This window comes from Pseudomonas sp. ZT5P21 (assembly GCF_054897785.1).
The window spans coordinates 157,397-177,271 of record NZ_CM142705.1 but is presented as its reverse complement, the minus strand read 5'-3'; the positions used below and the strand labels follow the sequence as shown (position 1 = coordinate 177,271).

At 60.2% G+C, this 19,875-nt stretch carries 15 protein-coding genes; 11 read left to right on the top strand and 4 right to left on the bottom strand.

Annotation, left to right across the window (positions count from 1 at the left end):
* The first annotated feature begins 56 nt into the window (after positions 1 to 56).
* From ACYZT9_RS00810 to ACYZT9_RS00795, 4 genes are all read left to right on the top strand, one after another.
* On the top strand, positions 57 to 683 hold the full coding sequence (locus tag ACYZT9_RS00810) for a glutathione S-transferase family protein (RefSeq protein ID WP_462008134.1): 627 nt from the start codon (positions 57 to 59) through the stop codon (positions 681 to 683).
* A gap of 62 nt (positions 684 to 745) precedes the next feature.
* Positions 746 to 2,776 carry a pyridoxamine 5'-phosphate oxidase family protein gene (locus tag ACYZT9_RS00805; protein ID WP_462008133.1) on the top strand — a complete coding sequence of 677 codons (2,031 nt, stop codon included), beginning with the start codon at positions 746 to 748 and terminating at the stop codon, positions 2,774 to 2,776.
* Positions 2,777 to 2,818: 42 nt separating this feature from the next.
* Positions 2,819 to 4,015 carry a DUF3142 domain-containing protein gene (locus ACYZT9_RS00800; protein ID WP_462008132.1) on the top strand — a complete coding sequence of 399 codons (1,197 nt, stop codon included), beginning with the start codon at positions 2,819 to 2,821 and terminating at the stop codon, positions 4,013 to 4,015.
* Positions 4,002 to 6,125, top strand: coding sequence for a hypothetical protein (locus tag ACYZT9_RS00795; protein ID WP_462008131.1), 2,124 nt, complete (start codon positions 4,002 to 4,004; stop codon positions 6,123 to 6,125). The genes ACYZT9_RS00800 and ACYZT9_RS00795 overlap by 14 nt, the downstream gene beginning before the upstream one ends.
* Here ACYZT9_RS00795 and ACYZT9_RS00790 read toward each other — a convergent pair whose 3' ends face one another.
* Positions 6,126 to 6,755 (bottom strand): LysE family translocator, encoded by a 630-nt coding sequence (locus tag ACYZT9_RS00790; protein WP_462008130.1) that lies wholly within the window; start codon positions 6,753 to 6,755, stop codon positions 6,126 to 6,128.
* A gap of 143 nt (positions 6,756 to 6,898) precedes the next feature.
* On the opposite strand from ACYZT9_RS00790, the gene ACYZT9_RS00785 reads away from it, so the two are divergent.
* Complete coding sequence (locus tag ACYZT9_RS00785) at positions 6,899 to 7,372, top strand: Lrp/AsnC family transcriptional regulator (protein ID WP_008027506.1); 474 nt, start codon at positions 6,899 to 6,901, stop codon at positions 7,370 to 7,372.
* A 152-nt stretch (positions 7,373 to 7,524) separates the two neighbouring features.
* Here the strand turns inward: ACYZT9_RS00785 and lpdA are convergent, their stop codons facing one another.
* Positions 7,525 to 8,925: a dihydrolipoyl dehydrogenase gene (lpdA, locus tag ACYZT9_RS00780; RefSeq protein WP_462008129.1), complete on the bottom strand. Its 1,401-nt coding sequence runs from the start codon at positions 8,923 to 8,925 to the stop codon at positions 7,525 to 7,527.
* A 209-nt stretch (positions 8,926 to 9,134) separates the two neighbouring features.
* Between lpdA and hflK (ACYZT9_RS00775) the strand changes: the two genes are divergently transcribed.
* From hflK (ACYZT9_RS00775) to cfaB, 5 genes are all read left to right on the top strand, one after another.
* The gene (hflK, locus tag ACYZT9_RS00775) at positions 9,135 to 11,093 is read left to right on the top strand and encodes a protease modulator HflK (protein WP_462008128.1); all 1,959 of its coding nucleotides are present in this window, start codon (positions 9,135 to 9,137) and stop codon (positions 11,091 to 11,093) included.
* A complete protein-coding gene (hflC, locus tag ACYZT9_RS00770) occupies positions 11,090 to 12,124 on the top strand; it encodes a protease modulator HflC (protein WP_462008127.1) in 1,035 nt (344 codons plus the stop codon). Before hflK (ACYZT9_RS00775) ends, hflC begins: the two co-directional genes overlap by 4 nt.
* Entirely contained in the window at positions 12,121 to 13,179 is a 1,059-nt protein-coding gene (gene hflK, locus ACYZT9_RS00765) for a protease modulator HflK (protein WP_462008126.1), read from the top strand. The genes hflC and hflK (ACYZT9_RS00765) overlap by 4 nt, the downstream gene beginning before the upstream one ends.
* Positions 13,176 to 15,086: a cation-translocating P-type ATPase gene (locus tag ACYZT9_RS00760; protein ID WP_462008125.1), complete on the top strand. Its 1,911-nt coding sequence runs from the start codon at positions 13,176 to 13,178 to the stop codon at positions 15,084 to 15,086. Before hflK (ACYZT9_RS00765) ends, ACYZT9_RS00760 begins: the two co-directional genes overlap by 4 nt.
* A 190-nt stretch (positions 15,087 to 15,276) precedes the next feature.
* A complete protein-coding gene (cfaB, locus tag ACYZT9_RS00755) occupies positions 15,277 to 16,461 on the top strand; it encodes a C17 cyclopropane fatty acid synthase CfaB (RefSeq protein WP_462008124.1) in 1,185 nt (394 codons plus the stop codon).
* Here the strand turns inward: cfaB and cls are convergent.
* Positions 16,458 to 17,897 (bottom strand): cardiolipin synthase, encoded by a 1,440-nt coding sequence (cls, locus tag ACYZT9_RS00750; RefSeq protein WP_462008123.1) that lies wholly within the window; start codon positions 17,895 to 17,897, stop codon positions 16,458 to 16,460. The two genes, cfaB and cls, sit on opposite strands and share 4 nt — an antisense overlap.
* A 132-nt stretch (positions 17,898 to 18,029) precedes the next feature.
* Between cls and ACYZT9_RS00745 the strand changes: the two genes are divergently transcribed.
* A complete protein-coding gene (locus ACYZT9_RS00745; RefSeq protein ID WP_462008122.1) occupies positions 18,030 to 18,551 on the top strand; it encodes a DUF3617 domain-containing protein in 522 nt (173 codons plus the stop codon).
* Positions 18,552 to 18,643: 92 nt separating this feature from the next.
* Here the strand turns inward: ACYZT9_RS00745 and ACYZT9_RS00740 are convergent, their stop codons facing one another.
* A complete protein-coding gene (locus tag ACYZT9_RS00740) occupies positions 18,644 to 19,534 on the bottom strand; it encodes a His/Gly/Thr/Pro-type tRNA ligase C-terminal domain-containing protein (protein WP_462008121.1) in 891 nt (296 codons plus the stop codon).
* Positions 19,535 to 19,875 lie beyond the last annotated feature (341 nt).

Here is a 19,875-nt window from a genome sequence, read left to right as displayed (position 1 = left end):
AGCGGCCATCGGTGCTGATTCCTCCTGAGCGGCACCACTATCCAGCGGAGTCGACCATGCAAGCCATCAAACTCTATAACTTCCCACGCTCCGGCCATGCTCACCGCGTGGAACTGATGCTGTCCCTGCTGCAACTGCCGACCGAGCTGATCCTTGTCGATCTGGCCAAGGGCGAGCACAAGCAGCCCGGGTATCTGGCGATTAACCCGTTTGGGCAGGTTCCCGCCATCGACGATCAAGGTGTGGTACTGGCTGATTCCAATGCGATTCTGGTTTATCTGGCGCAAAAGTACGGCAACGGCCGCTGGCTGCCAACCGATCCGGTCGGCGCGGCCAAGGTTCAGCGCTGGTTGTCAGTAGCGGCCGGGCCGATTGCCTTTGGTCCGGGCAGAGCAAGGCTGATCACGGTGTTTGGCGCACCCTACAACGCTGAAGAGACGATCGCTTACGCCCACGTCTGGCTGAAACAGATCGATCACGAGCTGGCTCATTCGGCTTATCTGACGGGCAGCGAACCGACCATTGCCGACGTTGCGGCCTACAGCTACATCGCTCATGCGCCGGAGGGCAATGTGTCGCTTGAGGACTACGCCAACATACGAGCCTGGTTGGCGCGTATCGAAGCCTTGCCTGGTTTTGTCGGCATGCCGCGCACGGTCGCCGGCCTGCAAAAAACTGCCTGATGTTGCGGCTCGACAGTGTCGGGCCGTCCTTATTGCATCTATCGCACAGGGGAGAAACCGTTATGGATCGTTCACCTTGGCACGCTGGCGAGAAACAGTTGCAGGCACACGTCGGTGTTGCCGAGCGAATGGAGGCGTTGGGTCGTAGGGTGGTTCGCACCGAGATGCCGGACCAGCACCGCCAATTTTATGAGCAACTCCCGTTCATGCTCTACGGGGCGGTGGACGCCGACGGCAACCCTTGGGCGAGCATCCTTGAAGGGGCACCGGGTTTCGCTCACTCGCCCGAGCCGGGTGCGCTGCTGTTCAACAGCCTGCCGGGGGCGGATGATCCGGCGCAATTGGTCGATGGCGCGGCGATCGGTCTGTTGGGGATAGAACTGCATACCCGGCGGCGCAACCGCCTCAATGGTCGCGTCGGCACGGTGACGGAGACAGGCTTCGGTGTAACGGTCGAACAGTCTTTCGGCAACTGCCCGCAGTACATTCAGTTGCGGCAGTTTCGCTCGGTGCCGCTGGCGGATCCTGCAACTCGTGTCGCGCAACACCTGGATGGCCTGGATGACGCGACCACAGCGATGATTGCCGGAGCCGATACCTTCTTTGTCGCCAGTTATGTGGATGTCGATGGGCAACGTTCAGTGGACGTTTCACACCGTGGCGGCCAGTCCGGCTTCGTACAGGTGGAGGGCAATCGCCTGACCATCCCGGACTTCGCCGGCAATCTGTTTTTCAATACCCTGGGCAACCTGCTGATCAATCCACGAGCGGGTTTGCTGTTTGTTGATTTCAACTCGGGCGAGCTGCTGCACCTCAGCGGGCGCACCGACATTATCCTTGAAGGCCCTCAGGTCGAGGCCTTTCAAGGCGCTGAGCGTCTATGGACATTCGAGGTAGAGCAGGTGGTGCGTCGGCCCGCAGCGTTGGCTTTGCGCTGGCGCTTCGACGGCGTATCCCCCAACAGTTTGATGACCGGCACGTGGGAGCAGGCCAGCGCCCGTCTGCAAGCCCAGGCCCTGGGTGATCGTTGGCGGATGCTGCGGGTGGCGCGGATCGAAGTGGAAAGTCACAGCATCCGTTCGATCTATCTGGAACCGGCCGACGGCGCGGGGTTGCCGGTGTTTCAGGCCGGGCAGCATTTGCCGCTGCGATTCAACATTGGCGGTGAGGTGCATATCCGCACTTACAGCCTGTCGAGCGCGCCGTCCGATGATTTTTTCCGTATCAGTGTGAAGCGGGGAGGTCTGGTGTCTTCGCACCTGCATGAGCAGGTTCGTGTCGGTGATCTGCTGGAAGCCCGCGCGCCTCAGGGACACTTCACCGTAGCAACCCATGAACGTCGGCCCCTGGTGTTGTTGGCTGCCGGGGTAGGAATAACGCCGTTGCTGTCGATGGTGCGGGAGGTGGTGTATCAAGGCCTGCGTACCCGGCGCATCCGGCCTACATGGTTTATCCAGAGTTCGCGCACGCTGGCCGATCAGCCGTTTCGCTCTGAGCTGGATCGCTTGCTCGAGAGTGCTGGTGAGGCGGTGCGGGTGTTGCGTCTGCTCAGCCAGCCGGAGTCCGAGTCGAGAGAGGGCGAGGACTTCGACCTGACCGGGCGCATCGATATCGCTTTGCTCAAGAACCTGCTTGAAGAGGAGGACTACGATCAGCTGGATTTTGTTCTCTGCGGCCCGGGCAGTTTTACCCAAGGGCTGTACGACAGTCTGCGGGAACTGGGCATCCGTGATACCCGGATTCATGCCGAAGCGTTCGGTCCGTCGACCTTGCGCCGCCAGCCGGACCCCGACGCGGTGGTCATCGAGCAACCGCCCGCCGCAACCACTTCGGTGCCGGTGGTGTTTCAGCGCTCGGCCAAAGAAGCCCGCTGGCAACCCGATGGCGGCAGTTTGCTGGAGTTGGCGGAAAGTCGTGGCTTGCATCCGGAATTCAGTTGTCGTGGGGGTTCCTGCGGGACCTGCAAGACTCGCTTGATCAGCGGCCAGGTGAATTATCCACAGCCGCCAGCGGAAGTGCCGGAGGTAGGACATGTCCTGATCTGTTGTGCGATTCCGGCGCAGGGCTCGCAGCCTTTGGTGCTCGACCTGTAGCATCTGACGGACGCTGCCGTCAGCAGCTCCAAAGGATGCTTTATGGTTTTTCTCGCTCGCCTGTCGGGCTTGCTGGTGATGGTGGCGCTGCTTGCCGGTTGCGAACGACAGGACGCGCCGCCGCTCGATCAGCAACTCTACGTCTGGCAACGGCAATGGACGCCGGCCCACGAAGCTGCACTCGAAGACAGCCGCGAGGATTTTTCGACTTTGCGGGTACTGGCCTTGCAGGCCTTCCCCCGGGCGGGTTGGAGTCGGGCGCGAATTGATGCGGCGCTGCTCAAACAGGATGGCAGGCCGCTGATCGCGGTGATTCGTCTCGATGGCCAGCTTAAGGCGCTGGATCAGGACGAGGTCACCGCTCAGATTCAGCAAGTACTCAGTGATTGGCAAGGGCAGGGGTTGATCCTCGCCGGTGTGGAAATCGACCACGATGCCGGGAACGCCCGGCTACCGACGTATCGGAAATTCCTCACGGATTTACGGGCGATCTTGCCGACATCCATGCCGCTAAGTATTACCGCCTTACCAGCCTGGCTCGACAGTCCCGAATTGCCGGCTTTGTTATCCACAGTCGACAGCAGCGTGTTGCAGGTGCATGCGGTGAGCGATCCGCGTAGGGGCTTGTTTGACCCGGATCAGGCCCGAAAATGGGCGTGGGCCTGGAGCCGCATCACTTCGAAACCTTTTTATCTGGCGTTGCCGGCCTATGGCGTGGCGTTGTTGCCGCAGACCAGCGGCGCACCGCTGGTGGAGAGCGAAGTGCCGGTTGAACGCGGCGGCGAGCGTCGGGAACTGCTGGCCGATCCGCAACAACTGCGCACACTTGCCACTGAGTTACGCAACGATCCGCCGGCTCATCTGGCCGGACTGATCTGGTTTCGCCTGCCATTGGCCAATGATCGCCGGGCCTGGAGCCTGTCCACCTTACGTGCCGTAGCCCGCGGCGACGTCCTCGATAGTCGCTTGGCGCTGAAACTCTCGGCCCATGATGGCCTCTATGACGTCAGCATCAGCAATCAAGGCAACCTCGATAACGCCTGGCCCGAGCGTCTGACACTCGCAGTGCAGGGCTGCGAGGGCGCCGATGCCCTGGCTGGTTATGCGTTGCAACAAAGCCCGGATCTGCTTACCTTCACCCGCTTGCGCGACGGGCGAATACCAGCCGGCGGGCAGCGCGCCATCGGTTGGGCGCGTTGCACAAACATTGATCAAGGAGGTTCGAATGTTCACCCGTAACTGGTCCCGCCATTTGCTCTGCCTGAGCCTCAGCTTACCGCTAGGTTCGGCATTGGCCTGTGGGCCGGATTTCCCCATGCGCCTGCTCGACAACCGGGGCCAGTCGCTGGCGGAACTGCCCGAAGGCAATTTCCAGTTCGAGATCAACCGTCTCGGGCATGCGATCGCGGGTCTGAAGAACGTCAGCGAAGTCGTGTACAGCAGCATGGATGCGCCTGGCTATGCAGAGCAGCGGGATAAGGCCGAGCAGGCGGGTTTGACCGCGGAGCAACAGGCGCTGGTAAAACAGCTGCGCACGCTGACCGATGCTCATCAGGTCGAAGCTCAGGGCGCGAGCCTGCCGACCGAGCTCAAGCTCTATCTGGCGGGTGCCGTGGCGTTTAGCGCGGGTGACCATGGGTTAGCCGCCGACTACTTTCAGAAAGTGCTGGCGCTACCGGCGGATCAACGCGCGTTGCGCAGCACCTGGGCCGCGTATTCGCTGGGCCGCGCGCTGTTTGCCATTAGCACCGAAGCGGACGCAACGCCCGACTTGCTGACGCAATCGCGCAAAGCCTTCGAGCAGGCTCGGCAGCTGAGTATCGACGGCTTTAGCGACCCGCTGGAACTGGGCGTCGCCAGCCTTGGCGAAGAAGCACGAGTGGCGCGCACGGCGGGTGACTGGAACAGTGCCGTTGAGCTCTATGCCACGCAAAACCTCCACGGTTCAGCGGTGGGTTACACCTCGCTGAAACTGGTGGTGGGGCACCTGACGGCGATGCCTGACGATCAACTGGCCGCGTTGCTTAAAGGCAAACCGGTGCAGCAACTGGTCACGGCGTCCCTGATCAGCCGGCTGGGTTGGTCATTCGGTGATCAACCACCCACCGAACAAAAATTGATCAAACTGTTGCAGGCGAGCACTCGCGGCAGTCTGGATAACGCCGATCGACTGGCGGCGATGAATTATCAACAGGGCGACTACGCCAGCGCCGAGGCTTTCCTCGCACACGCTGGCGACGGTGGGCTGGCGTGGTGGCTGCGGGCGAAGCTGGCGATGCGCGATGGCGATAAAACCGCTGCAGCGGCGGCTTATGCCAAGGCAGCCCAGGCGTTCCCGCGGAATGAATCCTGGGGTGAGCGGCGAACGCCGGACTGGGATTTCGAAACGGTGCAGCCCAAGTGTCGGGTCGAAGGCGAGAGCGCGATCCTGGCGTTGCAACGCGGGGATTATCTGCAAGCGTTCGATCAGCTCTATCGCAGCAACGATATTTACTGGTTCGACGCCGCGACCGTCGCCGAACGGGTGCTGACTGTCGATGAGCTCAAGCATTACGTCGACACGCAGGTACCGGCACCGCCGTCGCTGACTCAGCAGGAGCGCGATAACTATGTGCCGTTGCCCGTGGCCGCGAAACTGCGCAATCTGCTCGGGCGGCGATTACTGCGTGAACAGCGTTACGACGAAGCGCCAGCCTATTTCGAGAGTGTTGAATTGCAGGCTAGTGCCAAGTGGTACGGGGAGTTGCGCCACGACGCCGAATCGAAGTGGTGGCCGAGCAAACGTGCATTCGCTTACTACCATGCCGCGACCTTGGCTCGTTTCAAAGGTATGGAGTTGTTGGGTTACGAGATGTCACCGGATTACGCTACTTTCGATGGAAATTACAGTCTTGAAAGCACTGCACTCAAGGTCGGTTCGTTAGTGGCTGAAGACGAGGTCAAGCGTCAGCAGGCTAGCGCAGCTCAACCCGATCAGCGTTATCACTACCGCGCTATCGCGAATGATTTGGCCCGCCGCGCCGCCGACCACTTGCCTCATTCCAGTCAGGCCTTTGCGGCAGTGTTGTGTGCGGCGACGGGATGGAACAGTGGTCAGGAAGAAAAAAGTACCTTCTATCAACGCTACGTCAAAGAAGGCCCCTACGTGGATTGGGCATTATTCTTCGGCGAGCGATGTCCTTATCCGGATTTCCAGAATGCAGACAAACGTTACGTCACACAGGCATTGAGCCCAATCCGCGCGACGCTGCGCCCTTACAAAACATGGCTGGAAATGGGCGGTGTCATGGCGTTTACGGGTCTCGCGCTGTTGCTGATCAATCGTCACAAGCGCAAAGCGCGTGGATAATCACGCCTGCTGAACAAACGTCAGCCTCAGCGCAAAACCAATCAACAGACTGCCAAACAGCCATTGCTGGAAACGCTGGGCCGAGGGACTGCGTTGCAGCCAGCGGCCCAGTGCGGCGCCGGCCAATGCGTAGGCGCTGTCGAACAACAAACCGACACCGACCAGCACCACACCCAGGGTCGCGAATTGTGCAAGTACCGGCCCGGCGTGTGGATCGATGAACTGCGGCAGCAGCACCGAGCAGAACAGCAGGGCCTTGGGGTTCAGCAGGTTGGTCAGCAAGCCGCGCTGAATCGCTTCGCGCCAACGTGGTTTTCCACAGGCAGTACCTGCGCCATTCAGGTTCGGCAGCATCGTGGTTCGCAGGCACTGAATGCCGATCCACAGCAGGTACGCGGCCCCCGCCAGGCGCACAGCATCGAAGGTCCAGGGCGCAGCCTTGAACAGTGCCGCCAGCCCCAATGCCGCCAATGCCACGTGACAACCCCGGGCAATGCCCAAACCCACCGCCGTCGCCAGTGCCGCCCCTTTACCCTGACGTGCGCCGGTCTGTAACAGCAGAATCATGTCCGGGCCCGGCAACAGAAAAACCACCGCCAGTGCCATGAAAAACAGCCAGAGTCCTGCCACGGTGCACCCCATTCGTTATCGATTCGGTAGGGCCAGTCTAGGGCTGTAGCGCAGGGCAGGTGGTTGCGTAGTTTGCTTCTAAATCGTCATCGGTTGGCATAACCTGCCAATCAATGAATCGATGCCATCAGGATCTGCCAAAAATGAAACTGGACGCCTACGACCGCAAGATTCTCGCGGCCCTGCAACGGGATGGTCGATTGAGCAACGTGCAACTGGCTGACGAGATCGGTCTGTCCGCGTCGCCCTGTCTGCGTCGGGTTCGAATGCTTGAAGAAGCCGGAGTGATTCGCGGCTATCAGGCCAATCTGGATCGCGATGAAGTCGGGCTGGGGCTGACGGTGTTTGTCGGGGTCAAGGTAGAACGCCATAACGATGAGCAAGCCGAAGCCTTTCGCGTGGCTGTGATGGCGTTGCCCGAGGTTATTTCGGCATTTCTGGTGTCAGGGGAATCCGATTTTCTGTTGCAGGTTGTGGTGCCGGATTTGCGGGCATACGACCGGTTTCTCACCGGGCGATTGCTGAAATTGCCGGGGGTTAGCGATATCCGCAGCAACTTTGCGATTCACACGGTGAAGACGCCGGGGGCGTTGCCATTAGAGCATTTGCCGCTTTAGACCAAGTTGCCCCCTTCGCGAGCAAGTCAGACCGCCGCACCGCCGCTCCCACATTTGATCTGTGGCGTACACAAAACCAATGTGGGAGCGGCGGTGCGGCAGTCCGACTTGCTCGCGAAGGCGATAGATCTGTCGCAGCAAATCTCCGAGGCCTACATCTGCGTCGCCATCCCCTCCACATTCATCGCCGCCTGGCGCAAGGCCTCGGACCGAGTAGGGTGGGGATGACAAGTCAGGGCAATGTCTTCAGCGGAGGCGCTGAACTCCATGGCCACGCAATATTCGCCAATCATTTCGCTGACGCTCGGGCCCACCAGGTGCACGCCGAGAACCTCGTCGGTGCGCTCGTCGGCCAGCACTTTGGCGAAGCCTTCGGTCTCGTGGTTGATCTTCGCCCGACTGTTGGCGGTGAAGGGGAATTTGCCGACCTTGTACGCGCGGCCTTCAGCCTTGAGTTGCTCTTCGGTCTTGCCGACGCTGGCCAGCTCCGGTTTGGTGTAAATGACATTGGGGATCAGATCGTAATTGACCTCGCCCGCCTTGCCGACGATCTGCTCGACGCAGGCCATGGCTTCATCTTCAGCCTTGTGTGCGAGCATCGGGCCGGACGTGACATCGCCAATGACCCACACGCCTGCCGCTTCAGTGCGGTGACCCTTGTTGGCGAGCATGCCGCGTTTATCCGTGGCGAGTCCGACGTTGTCCAGACCCAAACCCTGGGTGTAAGGCCGGCGCCCGATGGCCACCAGCACGTAATCGGCCTCCAGCAATTCGGCGTTGCCACCGGCCGCCGGTTCAACGCTGAGTTGAACGCTATTTGCCGAGGGGATGGCGCGGGTGACTTTCGAACTCAACTTGAAGCTGATGCCTTGCTTGCTCAACGAGCGTTGCAGGGTTTTGCCCGCTTCACCGTCCACGCCGGGGCAGATCCGGTCGAGAAATTCGACCACCGTCACCTGAGCGCCCAAGCGTCGCCACACTGAACCCAATTCCAGGCCGATGACCCCGGCGCCAATCACCACCAGATGCTTGGGCACTTCGGATAAAGAAAGCGCACCTGTGGAATCGAGGATGCGGTTGTTATCGATCGCTACGCCGGGCAGGGGAGTGGGTTCGGACCCGGTGGCAATGATGATGTCCTTGGCGTTCAGTTCGGTCTTGCCGCCCTGGCTATCAGTCACCGTGACTTTGCCCGGGCCGTCGATATGCCCCCAACCCTTGATCCAGTCGACTTTGTTTTTGCGAAACAAAAACTCGATACCCTTGGTCAGCCCGGTCACGCTCTCATCCTTCTGCTTCATCATTTGCGCGAGGTTGAGCGTGGGTTTGACCTCGATCCCCAAGTTGGCGAATTCCGAGCCCATGGCAGCGTCATACAGTTCGGAAGCGTGCAACAGCGCCTTGGACGGCATGCAACCGACGTTCAGGCAGGTGCCACCGAGGGTAGCGCGGCCTTCGACGCAAGCGGCTTTCAGGCCCAACTGGCCGGCGCGGATCGCTGCGTTGTAACCGCCGGGGCCTCCGCCCAGTATCACGACGTCATAGCTACTCATGGATTTGCTCCTGGATTGAATGGGAATCGGGCGGGATAAACGTAGTCCGCAGAGAAAATTACGAGCGTAATATGTGCATTCCTCAGTCTTTCCGTCAAGGCTTCAGCCAGGCGACAGGCCGAGCGTCTTCAGATAGAGCGATTTAGTACAAAAATTTCACGGATTTCGTTATATCGTAACGAACTGAGCACGAAAAACACTGGGGTGGTATGCAAGTTGATCTCGAAGTTGAGGGAGCATCGGTAGCCGGGTTGCCGCGCTTTCAGCAGGCAGTCTTTCAGGGGCGACGATTGTGGCAGTTGGCGATCGGCCTCGGCGCGCTTGCAGCGACGGGCTGGGTGCTGGGATTTTTTGCCGGGCTGTTTGCACCGCAGTCGCTTTGGCCAGCGTTGCTGGTCAATCAGAGCTCCGGTCTACTGGTGCTGATCGCCGGGCTGCAATCGGCGTGGTGGGTGACGCAATGGCGCGCACGGGCAATGAACCCTGCTGCGCTGCCCGTGGAGGTCGACGTCGCCGACGCCCCGGTCGGCTGGTACGAACACCTACTGGAGTGGATCAGCCAACGATGGACACGGATGCTGGTGCACATCGGCGCCCCGACGCTGTGGCTCGGCGGCTGGGCGTTGTTGGCCCTGCTCAGCATCAACCAGGTCTGGGACCTTGCGCTACCATCTGCCGCGTTAGGCCTTGGGGCCAATGTCGGCGCTGCATTGTCGTTGCTGCTGGCCTTCGGTTTGCTGGTGCTGGAACGCCAGCTTGCCCAGGAAAACGTCGCCCAGTGGCCTGAAGCAGGGCAGTTGGCCCAGCTGACACGCGTTGCAATCATTAGTCTTGTGTTGAGCGCGCTGTGTCTGTTGTTCGGTAGCGAAGTGTCGGTCTGGCCGGTGCGACTGGCTGTGCTGATCGGGCTACTGCCGGGGCTCGTCGCGGTCGAACTGCTGCTACGTGCGACGCTGTCATTGTTCAGTCCCCGCCGTGAACAACTTGAACCCGCCTTGCTCGCCCGAAGCTTCGTCGCCGAGATGCTGCGCTGGCCACCCCAACCACTACTGGCGTTACAGCATGAACTGCATAACCGCTTCGGCATCGATCTGCGCCAAATCTGGGCGTTCACCTACATGCGTCGCGCGTTCGTGCCGGTGTTGGCGGTGGTCGCCTTTATCGGTTGGTCGCTGACTGGCGTTCACGAAATTCCCCTGCAAGGGCGCGGCATCTACGAGCGCTTCGGCAAACCGGTGGAGGTATTCGGTCCCGGTTTGCACGCGGGTTTGCCGTGGCCGCTGGGCCGAGTGTTGAGCGTCGAGAACGGCGTGGTCCATGAGTTGGCTACAAGTGTCGGCGAAGCAACGGCGCCCATTGCAGCGCAGCCCGCTGAAGGTCCGGCCGCGGGAGTTGCCAATCGCTTGTGGGACGCCAGCCATGTAAATGACAAATCCCAGGTCATCGCCAGCAGCCGTGCCGACAAGCAGAGCTTCCAGATCGTCAACATGGATGTGCGGTTCGTTTACCGCATCGGCCTGACGGATCAAGCGGCGCTGGCCGCGACGTACAATAATGCTGATGTGCCGACGCTGATCCGCAGTACTGCAAGCCGGATTCTGGTTCACGATTTCGCCTCCCGAACCCTCGACGGTTTGCTTGGCGAGGACAGGGTAGGGCTCGCCGATGAGATTGGCCGCGCGGTACAGGCGGACCTGCAAACACTCGGCAGTGGCGTGGAAATTCTCGCGACCGTGGTCGAGGCGATTCATCCACCGGCCGGCGCGGCTAACGCTTATCACGGCGTGCAAGCGGCACAGATTGGTGCGCAGGCATTGATCTCACGTGAACGCGGTGCGGCAGCGGAAGCCACCAATCAGGCGCAATTGCAGGCCAGCCTCGCTCGCGATCAGGCGACAGCCAACGCTCGTGAAATCAATGCGGTTGCGCAAGCAACGGATCTGAAATTCAGCGCCGAGCAAAAAGCCTATAACAGTGCGGGCCAGGCTTTTGTGCTGGAGCAGTATTTCAGCCAGCTTTCCCAAGGTCTGGCCAGCGCGAGGCTGCTGGTTATCGATCATCGTTTAGGCGGCGCCAACAACGCGCCGACCATCGACCTCCGTACGTTCACGCTGCCGGCTGACCCTGCGCCGCCGCATAAAACTGCTCAGCCAGGAGCTGCCAAATGAGCCAGTCGCACACTCACGATCATGCTGACCACGCCGGCCACAATCACGGCCATGGCGGGCATCACCACGGGCATCATCACCACGGCGATCCACAAGAAGCCGGCCCTTTCCCGTGGCGGCGCATGGGTTGGGCGGCGTTATTGGTTGCGTTTGCCATCGCAGCAGCGAGCCTAGTGCAAGTACGTTCCGGCGAGGCCACGGTAATCACTCGCTTTGGCAACCCGTCACGGGTGTTGCTCGAGCCGGGGCTCCGTTGGCGTTGGCCCGCACCTTTTGAAGCGGCGATTCCTGTCGATTTACGTCTGCGCACTACGTCGAGTGGTTTGCAGGATGTGGGCACGCGGGACGGTTTGCGCATCATCGTTCAGGCTTACGTGGCGTGGCAGGTTCAAGGCGATCCTGACAATGTGCAGCGCTTCATGCGCGCCGTGCAGAATCAGCCGGATGAAGCGGCGCGGCAGATTCGCACCTTCGTCGGCTCGGCGTTGGAGACAACGGCCAGCAGTTTTGATCTGGCCAATCTGGTGAATACCGACGCGAACGAAGTGCACATCGCCGATTTCGAGGCACAGTTGCGTCAGCAAATTGATCAGCAATTGCTGACCACTTATGGCGTTCGCGTGCTGCAAGTCGGCATCGAACGTTTGACCTTACCGTCGGTGACCCTGACCGCCACCGTCGACCGGATGCGTGCCGAGCGTGAAACAATCGCCACCGAACGCACGGCTATTGGCAAACGTGAAGCGGCCCAGATTCGCTCAGCCGCCGAACGTGATGCGCGAATCGTTCAGGCTGATGCCACGGTAAAAGCCGCCGACATCGAAGCTCAATCCCGCGTCGAAGCGGCGCAGATTTACGGTCGCGCCTACGCCGGTTCGCCGCAGCTCTATAACTTGCTGCGCTCCCTTGACACCTTGAGCACCATCGTCACGCCTGGAACCAAATTGATTCTGCGCACCGATGCCGCGCCGTTCCGGGTGTTGGTTGACGGTCCGCCAAGCCTCGAAAACAAGTCCGGGTCGCAACCATGAATTTGGTTCCACGTGGAACAAATGAGTTGAGCAGCCCCTGGATTCAGGCCGGGCGACTGACGTTTCTTGCGCTATATGCGGTGACGGTGCTGGCCGCGTTGGCGTGGGCATTTTCCAATGTTCGGCAGATCGATCCGCAGAATCGCGCGGTGGTTTTGCACTTTGGCGCTTTGGATCGCATTCAAAATGCCGGTCTGCTGCTGGCGTGGCCGCGCCCGTTCGAGCAGGTGATGTTGCTGCCAGCAGCCGACCGGGTGATCGAGCGTCGGGTCGAGAATCTGCTGCGCAGCGATGCCGCGTTACAGGCTGATCGCGTCGCCACGTTTGCCGCGCCGCTGAGTGACGCGCTTGCGGGGTCCGGTTATTTGCTGACCGGTGACGCGGGCGTGGTGCAACTGGATGTTCGGGTTTTTTACAAAGTCACCGAACCCTATGCGTTCGTTCTTCAAGGTGAACATGTGCTGCCGGCACTGGATCGCCTGGTGACCCGTAGCGCCGTTGCACTCACTGCCGCACGAGATCTCGACACTATCCTGGTAGCGCGACCGGAATTGATCGGCGCGGGAAATCAGGCGGCGGAAAGACGTGAGCGTCTACGCGGTGATCTGGTGCAAGGCATCAATCAACGTCTCGCCGAACTCACGGCAACCGGGCAGGGCCTGGGCATCGAAGTGGCGCGTGTTGATGTGCAATCAAGTCTGCCGGGGTCGGCTATCAACGCCTTCAACGCGGTTCTGACGGCAAGTCAGCAAGCCGATAAGGCGGTTGCAAACGCACGCACTGACGCCGAGAAACTCACCCAAACCGCCAACGAGCAAGCCGACCGTGCGTTGCAAGTTGCCCACGCTCAAGCGACCGAACGACTGGCCAAAGCCTCCGCCGACACGGCCTCCGTGTTCAGCCTGGCCAAGGCGCAACAACAGGGCACCGACCCGCAAATGTTGCTACGCATCTACCGCGAGCGCCTGCCGAAAATTCTCGGTCAGGCCGGCTCGGTGACCACGGTCAATCCGAAAGACGATTCCCGCCTGATCATTCAGGGAGCTGCACAATGACTGCCCGAACCGCCGCCGCCCCGAGTCTGTTGTCCTCGGCCGAACAACGTAGCGCCGCTCGCCAGCTGACCCTGGCCATGCTCGCATTGGGTTTGCTGGCGCTCGGTTTGATCTGGCGCTGGTGGTCGCCGGAACAGGCCGGTGTCAGTCAATTGCTGCTGGGTTTTGCCTCATTGCTGGTGGCCTTGCCGGTGATGCGTTCGGCCTGGTACAGCTTGCGTTATCCGAGCTTGCACGGGATCACCGACCAATTGATCGCCTTGGCCATGCTGGGTGCCTGGGCGACCGGCGATCTGCTGACCGCTGCGTTACTACCGATCATCATGATCTTCGGCCATGTGCTGGAAGAACGCAGCGTAATCGGTTCACAGGAAGCGATTTCCGCGCTGGGTAAATTGACGCGCAGCCATGCGCGCAAGGTTCAGGCCGATGGCTCCATCTTCGAAGTCGACAACGGCACCCTCAAGGCCGGTGACCGGGTGGAAGTTCGCGCCGGCGACCGAGTGCCGGCCGATGGCCTCGTGCTCTCCGGTCAGGCCAGCCTCGACACGGCTTCAATCACCGGCGAGTCGGTGCCGGTGGAAGCGGGCGTTGGGATGTCCGTGTTCGGCGGAGCGGTCAACCTCGACGGCCTTCTGCGTATTGAAGTGACGCGTACGGGCAGCGAATCGACCCTCGGCAAAGTTATCGCGCTGATGCAAAGCGCGGAGCGTTCCAAACCGCCGATCACTCGATTACTGGAACGCTACGCTGGCAGCTACATGGTGTTGGTGTTGCTACTGGCCGCAGTCACCTGGTTTATCACCAACGATGCGCAGGCGATGCTCGCGGTGTTGGTGGCAGCGTGCCCGTGCGCGTTGGTGTTGTCCGCACCGGCCACGGCGATTGCCGGGGTTGCAGTTGCCGCTCGCCACGGGATTCTGATTCGCAGTTCGGCGTTTCTCGAAGAGCTGGCGGATTTGACGTCGCTGGTGGTCGACAAGACCGGGACGCTGACCTTCGGCACCTTGCGCCTGCAATCCATCGACAGCCCGTTGGAAGATCGCAGTCACGTTTTGAAACTCGCCGCCAGCCTCGGTTCCGCCAGCAGCCACCCGGTCAGTCGCGCGCTCGCCGGGTTGGTCACTCAGGAACATTTTCTGTTGCTCTCGAACATTCACGAACGGCAGGGGCTGGGAGTGGTGGCGATGACGGAACAGGGCGAAGCGGCACTGGGTCGTCCCGAGTTGTTCTCACAACTGGGCATTCCCACGTCAGATATTCCCGAACACGATGGCCCGATTGCCGGGCTCGCGCTGAATGGTGAATTTCTCGCCTGGCTGTTGCTGGCGGACAGCGTCAAGCCGGAAGCGCGGTTTGCCTTGAACGAGTTGCGTGAACTCGGACTGGGCCGGCAGTTGTTGCTCACAGGGGATCGCCAAAGTGTGGCGGATACGTTAGCCCGGGATGTCGGCATCCGCGATGTCGAAGCCCAGGCCTTGCCCGAAGACAAACTCAATCGTGTACTCAAGGAAATCGACAGCGGCTTCCGGCCAATGGTGGTCGGTGACGGCATCAACGATTCGCTGGCCCTCAAGGCAGGAGTGGTCGGGGTCGCCATGGGAGCGGGCGGGGCAGACATTGCTTTGGCGTCCGCCGACATCGTACTGATCGGCAGTGATCTGCGTCGGCTCGGCACCTGCGTGCGTTTGAGTCGCCAATGCCGGAACACTTTGCAGGTCAACGTGATCATCGGTCTGGGCTGGACGTTGGCAATAGTGGTTTTCGCCGCATTCGGCTGGCTCGGCGCAGCGGGGGCGATGGTCGCGGCGTTGCTGCATAACCTGAGTACATTGCTGGTGCTGGGTAACGCTGGGCGGTTGCTGCGTTTTCAGGAGCCGTTGCTCAAGTTGAAGGACGATATCTGAGGGTTTCAACTTTTCAGAACTGTGCGCCGAATGCGCAGTCATTTAGTGTAAGGGCGATCACTTTTGTGAATTTGCGACGAGGTGGTTCGAGCTCCGTTGGGCATAGAGCAGGGCTATTAAATCGGTAGCCTGCTATTTTTCAAGGATGGTCTAACCTCACATCAGGCGTCTGAAACAAGGGGGATATTCCATGCTCGCGCAACTTCCACCGGCCTTACAGAATCTGCAACTACCGTTGCGCCTGCGACTTTGGGACGGCCATGAGTTCAATCTGGGGCCGACGCCCAGCGTCACTATTGTGGTCAAGGACCCACAATTGGTTACCCAGTTCACTCATCCAAGCCTGGATGCGCTCGGAGCGGCGTTTGTCGAGGGCAAAGTCGAGTTGGAAGGTTCCATCAGCGACGTGATCCGCGTCGTTGATGAATGGAGCCAGGCATTGCTGGGTGACCTGGACAGTCATCCCGTGCGCACCGCCCACAACAAGGAAACCGATGCCGAGGCGATTTCCTATCACTACGACCTTTCCAACGCGTTTTATCAGCTGTGGCTCGACAGCGACATGGCGTATTCCTGCGCGTATTTCGAGACCGGCAGCGAAACGCTTGAGCAGGCGCAGCAAGCCAAATTCCGTCATCTGTGTCGTAAGTTGCGCCTGCAACCCGGCGAGTATCTGCTGGATGTCGGTTGCGGGTGGGGCGGACTGGCCCGGTATGCGGCACGGGAGTTCGGTGCGAAAGTGTTTGGGATCACGTTGAGCAAAGAGCAACTGGCCTTGGCGCGTGAAAGAGTGACGGCGGAAGGCCTGGACGACCTCGTTGAACTGCAACTGCTGGACTATCGTGATCTGCCCCAAGACGGTCGTTTCGACAAGGTGGTCAGTGTCGGCATGTTCGAACACGTCGGCCACGCGAACCTGTCCGAGTACTGCCAAACCTTGTTTGGCACGGTGAAAGAGGGCGGTCTTGTAATGAACCACGGGATCACCGCCAAGCACACCGATGGCCGTCCGGTGGGGCGCGGTGCCGGTGACTTCATCGGGAAGTATGTGTTCCCCAACGGCGAGTTACCGCACCTGTCGATGATTTCTGCCGAGATCAGCGAAGCGGGTCTGGAGATCGTCGATATCGAAAGCCTGCGCCTGCATTACGCGCGCACCCTGGACCACTGGAGTGAACGTCTGGAAGACAATCTGGAAGCCGCCGGCAAGCTCGTGCCTGAGCAGGCGTTGCGCATCTGGCGGCTGTACCTGGCAGGATGCGCTTATGCATTCGCCAAGGGCTGGATCAACCTGCACCAGATCCTCGCGGTGAAAGCGCACCCCGATGGCAGCCATGAATTGCCATGGACTCGGGACGACATCTACAACCCTTAAAGTATCGGAGAAATAAGCCGGGCGATCCGCATGCCGACCTGTTGCAGGCGGCGGGTCTCGCGGCTTTCTTCTTTGGCGATTTCATGGGCCTGGGCGAAGTCGTCGTTGAGCATCTGTTCAACCTCGCCGGCAAACGCGCTGTCGACCGTAAGCAACATCACTTCAAAATTCAGCCGGAAGGAACGATTGTCCATATTGGCGCTGCCGATCGCGCTGATTTCGCCGTCGATCAATACCACTTTCTGATGCAGGAAACCGGGTTGGTAGCGGAACACCCGCACGCCGGCGCGTACGGCTTCGAAGGCATACAGGCTGGAGGCGGCGTAGACAATCCGGTGGTCGGGCCGCGACGGCAGCAGAATCCGCACATCGACGTCCCGCAGTACCGCCAGCCGCAACGCCGCGAACACCGCTTCGTCCGGGATGAAATAGGGGCTGGTGATCCACACCCGCTCCGTCGCCGCGTGGATGGCTTCAACAAAGAATAGTGAACAGGTTTCGTAGGAGTCTGCCGGGCCGCTGGCTAGCAATTGGCAGAGCACACCGTCGTCCGGATACACATCCGGCAGTATCAACGGCGGCAATGACCGCGCCGCCCAGTACCAGTCTTCGGCGAAGGACTCCTGCATGCAGGCAACCACCGGCCCGCGCACTCGAACGTGGGTATCGCGCCACGGCGCCAGAGGTGGTTTCTCGCCCATGTATTCGTCGCCCACGTTGTGTCCGCCGACGAAGCCCAACTCGCCGTCGACCACAACGATCTTGCGGTGGTTACGAAAGTTGACCTGGAAGCGGTTGAGCCAGCCGCTGCGCGTCGCGAAAGCGTTGACCTCGACACCCGCATCGCGCAACGGCTGCACGTAACTGTGAGGCAGGGAGTGGCTGCCGATGCGGTCGTACAGCAGATAAACGGCCACGCCCTCGGCGGCCTTTTTCGACAGCAAGGTTTGCAGGCGCTGGCCGAGGCGGTCGTCGTGGATGATGAAAAACTGGATCAGGACGGCTTCTTTGGCCTGGCTGATGGCTTCGAAAATTGCCTCGAAGGTGGCCGGGCCATTGATCAGCAGGCTGACTTCGTTATTCGCCAGGCAGGGCATGCGTCCCAGCTTCGGCATTGCCCTTAATGAGGCGTAAGCGTTTGAGGCTCGTGCCGTCAGCGCCTCTTCTACCCACGGCCGCCAGTTCAATTCGGAAATCGCCTTGCGCATTTCCTCGTTGGCCTGTCGCCGCGCCTTGATGTAACCATCGAAAGTGCTGCGGCCGAAGACCAGGTAGGGAATGAGTGTGAGGTAGGGAATGAACAGCAACGACAGGGCCCAGGCGATCGAGCCCTGAGCGGTCCGAACGGTCAATACGGCATGGATGGCGGCGATCAGCCCTAACGAGTGCAAAAACGCGATCAGATAACCGAAGACATGCGGTCCAAAATAATCCATGGGGGCAGCCTTGCTCCTGAAGATTCAATGCTTAACAGACCATGTTCCGTGCAGAATGTCGCTATTTAATTGGCCCATGAACCGAAGCCTGTGGCTGACGTCTAACGGCCACTACTGATCAGGAGTTACACGATGAACGTTCGTCTGCTGGGTTTGGCCGTGGCTTTTGGTTTGGCACTTCCCGTGGCCGCTCAGGCGCAGATGCTGCAACCGGGCTTGTGGGAACTGACTTCGAGCAACATGAAGGTCGATGACCAGAAACTGCCGGATCTGCAGCTGATCCTTGGCCAGATTCAGAGTCAGATGACGCCTGAACAGCGCGCGCAACTGGAGAAACAGGGCATCACCATGGGTGGCAAGGGCATTCGCGCTTGCTTGACACCGGAGCAAGTGAAAACCGACAACATCCCGCTGACGGATCCGCAATCAGGTTGCAAACAGGAAATCACCGAGCGCACCGGCAACCAGTGGAAATTCCGCTTCAGTTGCCCGAAAGCGCAGGGTGCGGGCGTGGCGACGTTCTTGAGTGATCGGGAGTTCACCACCAAGGTAAATGGCACCTTCAACGCCACTGGCATTCAACAGAAGGGTAGTCTTGATACTCGCGCGGTGTGGTTGGGGCAGGATTGCGGGACGGTTAAGCCAAGGGCTTAAAAGCTTCGCGGGCAAGTCGGGTCGCCGCACCGCTCGCTCCTACAGGGTGGTATAAACCCTGTGAGAGCGGGCTTGCTCGCGAAGGCGTCCGCTCAGGCACCCGCCATGCTTGTTGATCTGAGCCAGGCACACACCGTATCAACGGCCATTCTGCCGTAGTCCTGCCCAGTGCCACTGCGCACACTGACAAACCCTCCTTCTTTTTCTTTCTCTCCGATCACCACCAGATACGGCACCTGCTGACGGTACTCGCGAATCTTGTGCCGGACTTTCTCGTCACGCAGATCTGCGCGAGCACGCACGCCGCTTCGACGCAACGCTTCAGTCACCGACTGCGCGTAATCCGCCTGACGATCATCCATGCTGACGATGATCACGTGTGGCGGTGCCCGCCAGGTGTCCAGTTCTTCCTGGCAGGACCAGCAGGTGCCGTAAATCCGCTGTGGTGACGTGCCGCTGATGTGATCGAGGGCGAAGGCTTGCAACATTCGGGTTGCAGGAACATGCGGACCCATGGAAATACACTCGAAGTCGCCCAGAAGGTAGGACGATATCTTTTCTGTAGGCGTCGCGCGGCGGCGGATCGAATGGTTGGTAGCCGCCAGTATCCTCATGCGCGCTTCGATGCCGGCAAGGTCGACCAGGTTTAATGGACGCTCGAATTTGAATTCATGGAAGAAGCCATCACCCAATGCCGATCCGGACTGCAGATGTGCTTTTGGATAAAGTTGTTTCACGGCCATCGCCAACACCAACGCGCAGGACCGGCGAAGAATTTCCAGCCCGTCGGGCTCTCGCGGCGTGACGATGCTGACCCGGGCATCGGCTTCGAGCAAAAATTCACAATCCACCAAAACGCCGTCAACCCGCCCTGCGACAGCCGCTTTGGCCAGCCCGGGACCGATGCTCGCGGCAAATTCGTAGATCGACAACGGTTGGTCGTATTCACGCGATGAACCATTGCTCAGGGTGATGTGAATCATGTCGGTGCTCTCGAGTGCTGGCGCATAAACCGTAGAGGTAAACCCGGACGATTGTCATTAAGACCTTTGTCACGCCATGCGATTTGTCCGGACACCAGCGTGCGATCGCCGGTCGCATTTGATCGGGTTACCGAGACCGGGTAATCGTGACCATCGAAGGCTGAGTGGTGCCGACGCGCATCGGGCAACACCTCATTGGGATGTGAGCAAAGGCGGGCGGTGCAGCAGGCCGTGCACCGCGAACACCACGACAGCAGATAAAAAACGCCAGCCACTAACGCGATGGCCGGGCCGCCGGGCAGCTCCACAGCAGTGACTGGCCGAGTTCATCGAGGCGGCAT

Bases quoted from the DNA above. Each gene is read 5' to 3' on its own strand.
- ACYZT9_RS00810 (WP_462008134.1), top strand. From the start codon at position 57: ATGCAAGCCATCAAACTCTATAACTTCCCACGCTCCGGCCATGCTCAC.
- ACYZT9_RS00805 (WP_462008133.1), top strand. From the start codon at position 746: ATGGATCGTTCACCTTGGCACGCTGGCGAGAAACAGTTGCAGGCACAC.
- ACYZT9_RS00800 (WP_462008132.1), top strand. From the start codon at position 2,819: ATGGTTTTTCTCGCTCGCCTGTCGGGCTTGCTGGTGATGGTGGCGCTG.
- ACYZT9_RS00795 (WP_462008131.1), top strand. From the start codon at position 4,002: ATGTTCACCCGTAACTGGTCCCGCCATTTGCTCTGCCTGAGCCTCAGC.
- ACYZT9_RS00785 (WP_008027506.1), top strand. From the start codon at position 6,899: ATGAAACTGGACGCCTACGACCGCAAGATTCTCGCGGCCCTGCAACGG.
- lpdA (WP_462008129.1), bottom strand. From the start codon at position 8,925: ATGAGTAGCTATGACGTCGTGATACTGGGCGGAGGCCCCGGCGGTTAC.
- hflK (WP_462008128.1), top strand. From the start codon at position 9,135: ATGCAAGTTGATCTCGAAGTTGAGGGAGCATCGGTAGCCGGGTTGCCG.
- hflC (WP_462008127.1), top strand. From the start codon at position 11,090: ATGAGCCAGTCGCACACTCACGATCATGCTGACCACGCCGGCCACAAT.
- hflK (WP_462008126.1), top strand. From the start codon at position 12,121: ATGAATTTGGTTCCACGTGGAACAAATGAGTTGAGCAGCCCCTGGATT.
- ACYZT9_RS00760 (WP_462008125.1), top strand. From the start codon at position 13,176: ATGACTGCCCGAACCGCCGCCGCCCCGAGTCTGTTGTCCTCGGCCGAA.
- cfaB (WP_462008124.1), top strand. From the start codon at position 15,277: ATGCTCGCGCAACTTCCACCGGCCTTACAGAATCTGCAACTACCGTTG.
- cls (WP_462008123.1), bottom strand. From the start codon at position 17,897: ATGGATTATTTTGGACCGCATGTCTTCGGTTATCTGATCGCGTTTTTG.
- ACYZT9_RS00745 (WP_462008122.1), top strand. From the start codon at position 18,030: ATGAACGTTCGTCTGCTGGGTTTGGCCGTGGCTTTTGGTTTGGCACTT.
- ACYZT9_RS00740 (WP_462008121.1), bottom strand. From the start codon at position 19,534: ATGATTCACATCACCCTGAGCAATGGTTCATCGCGTGAATACGACCAA.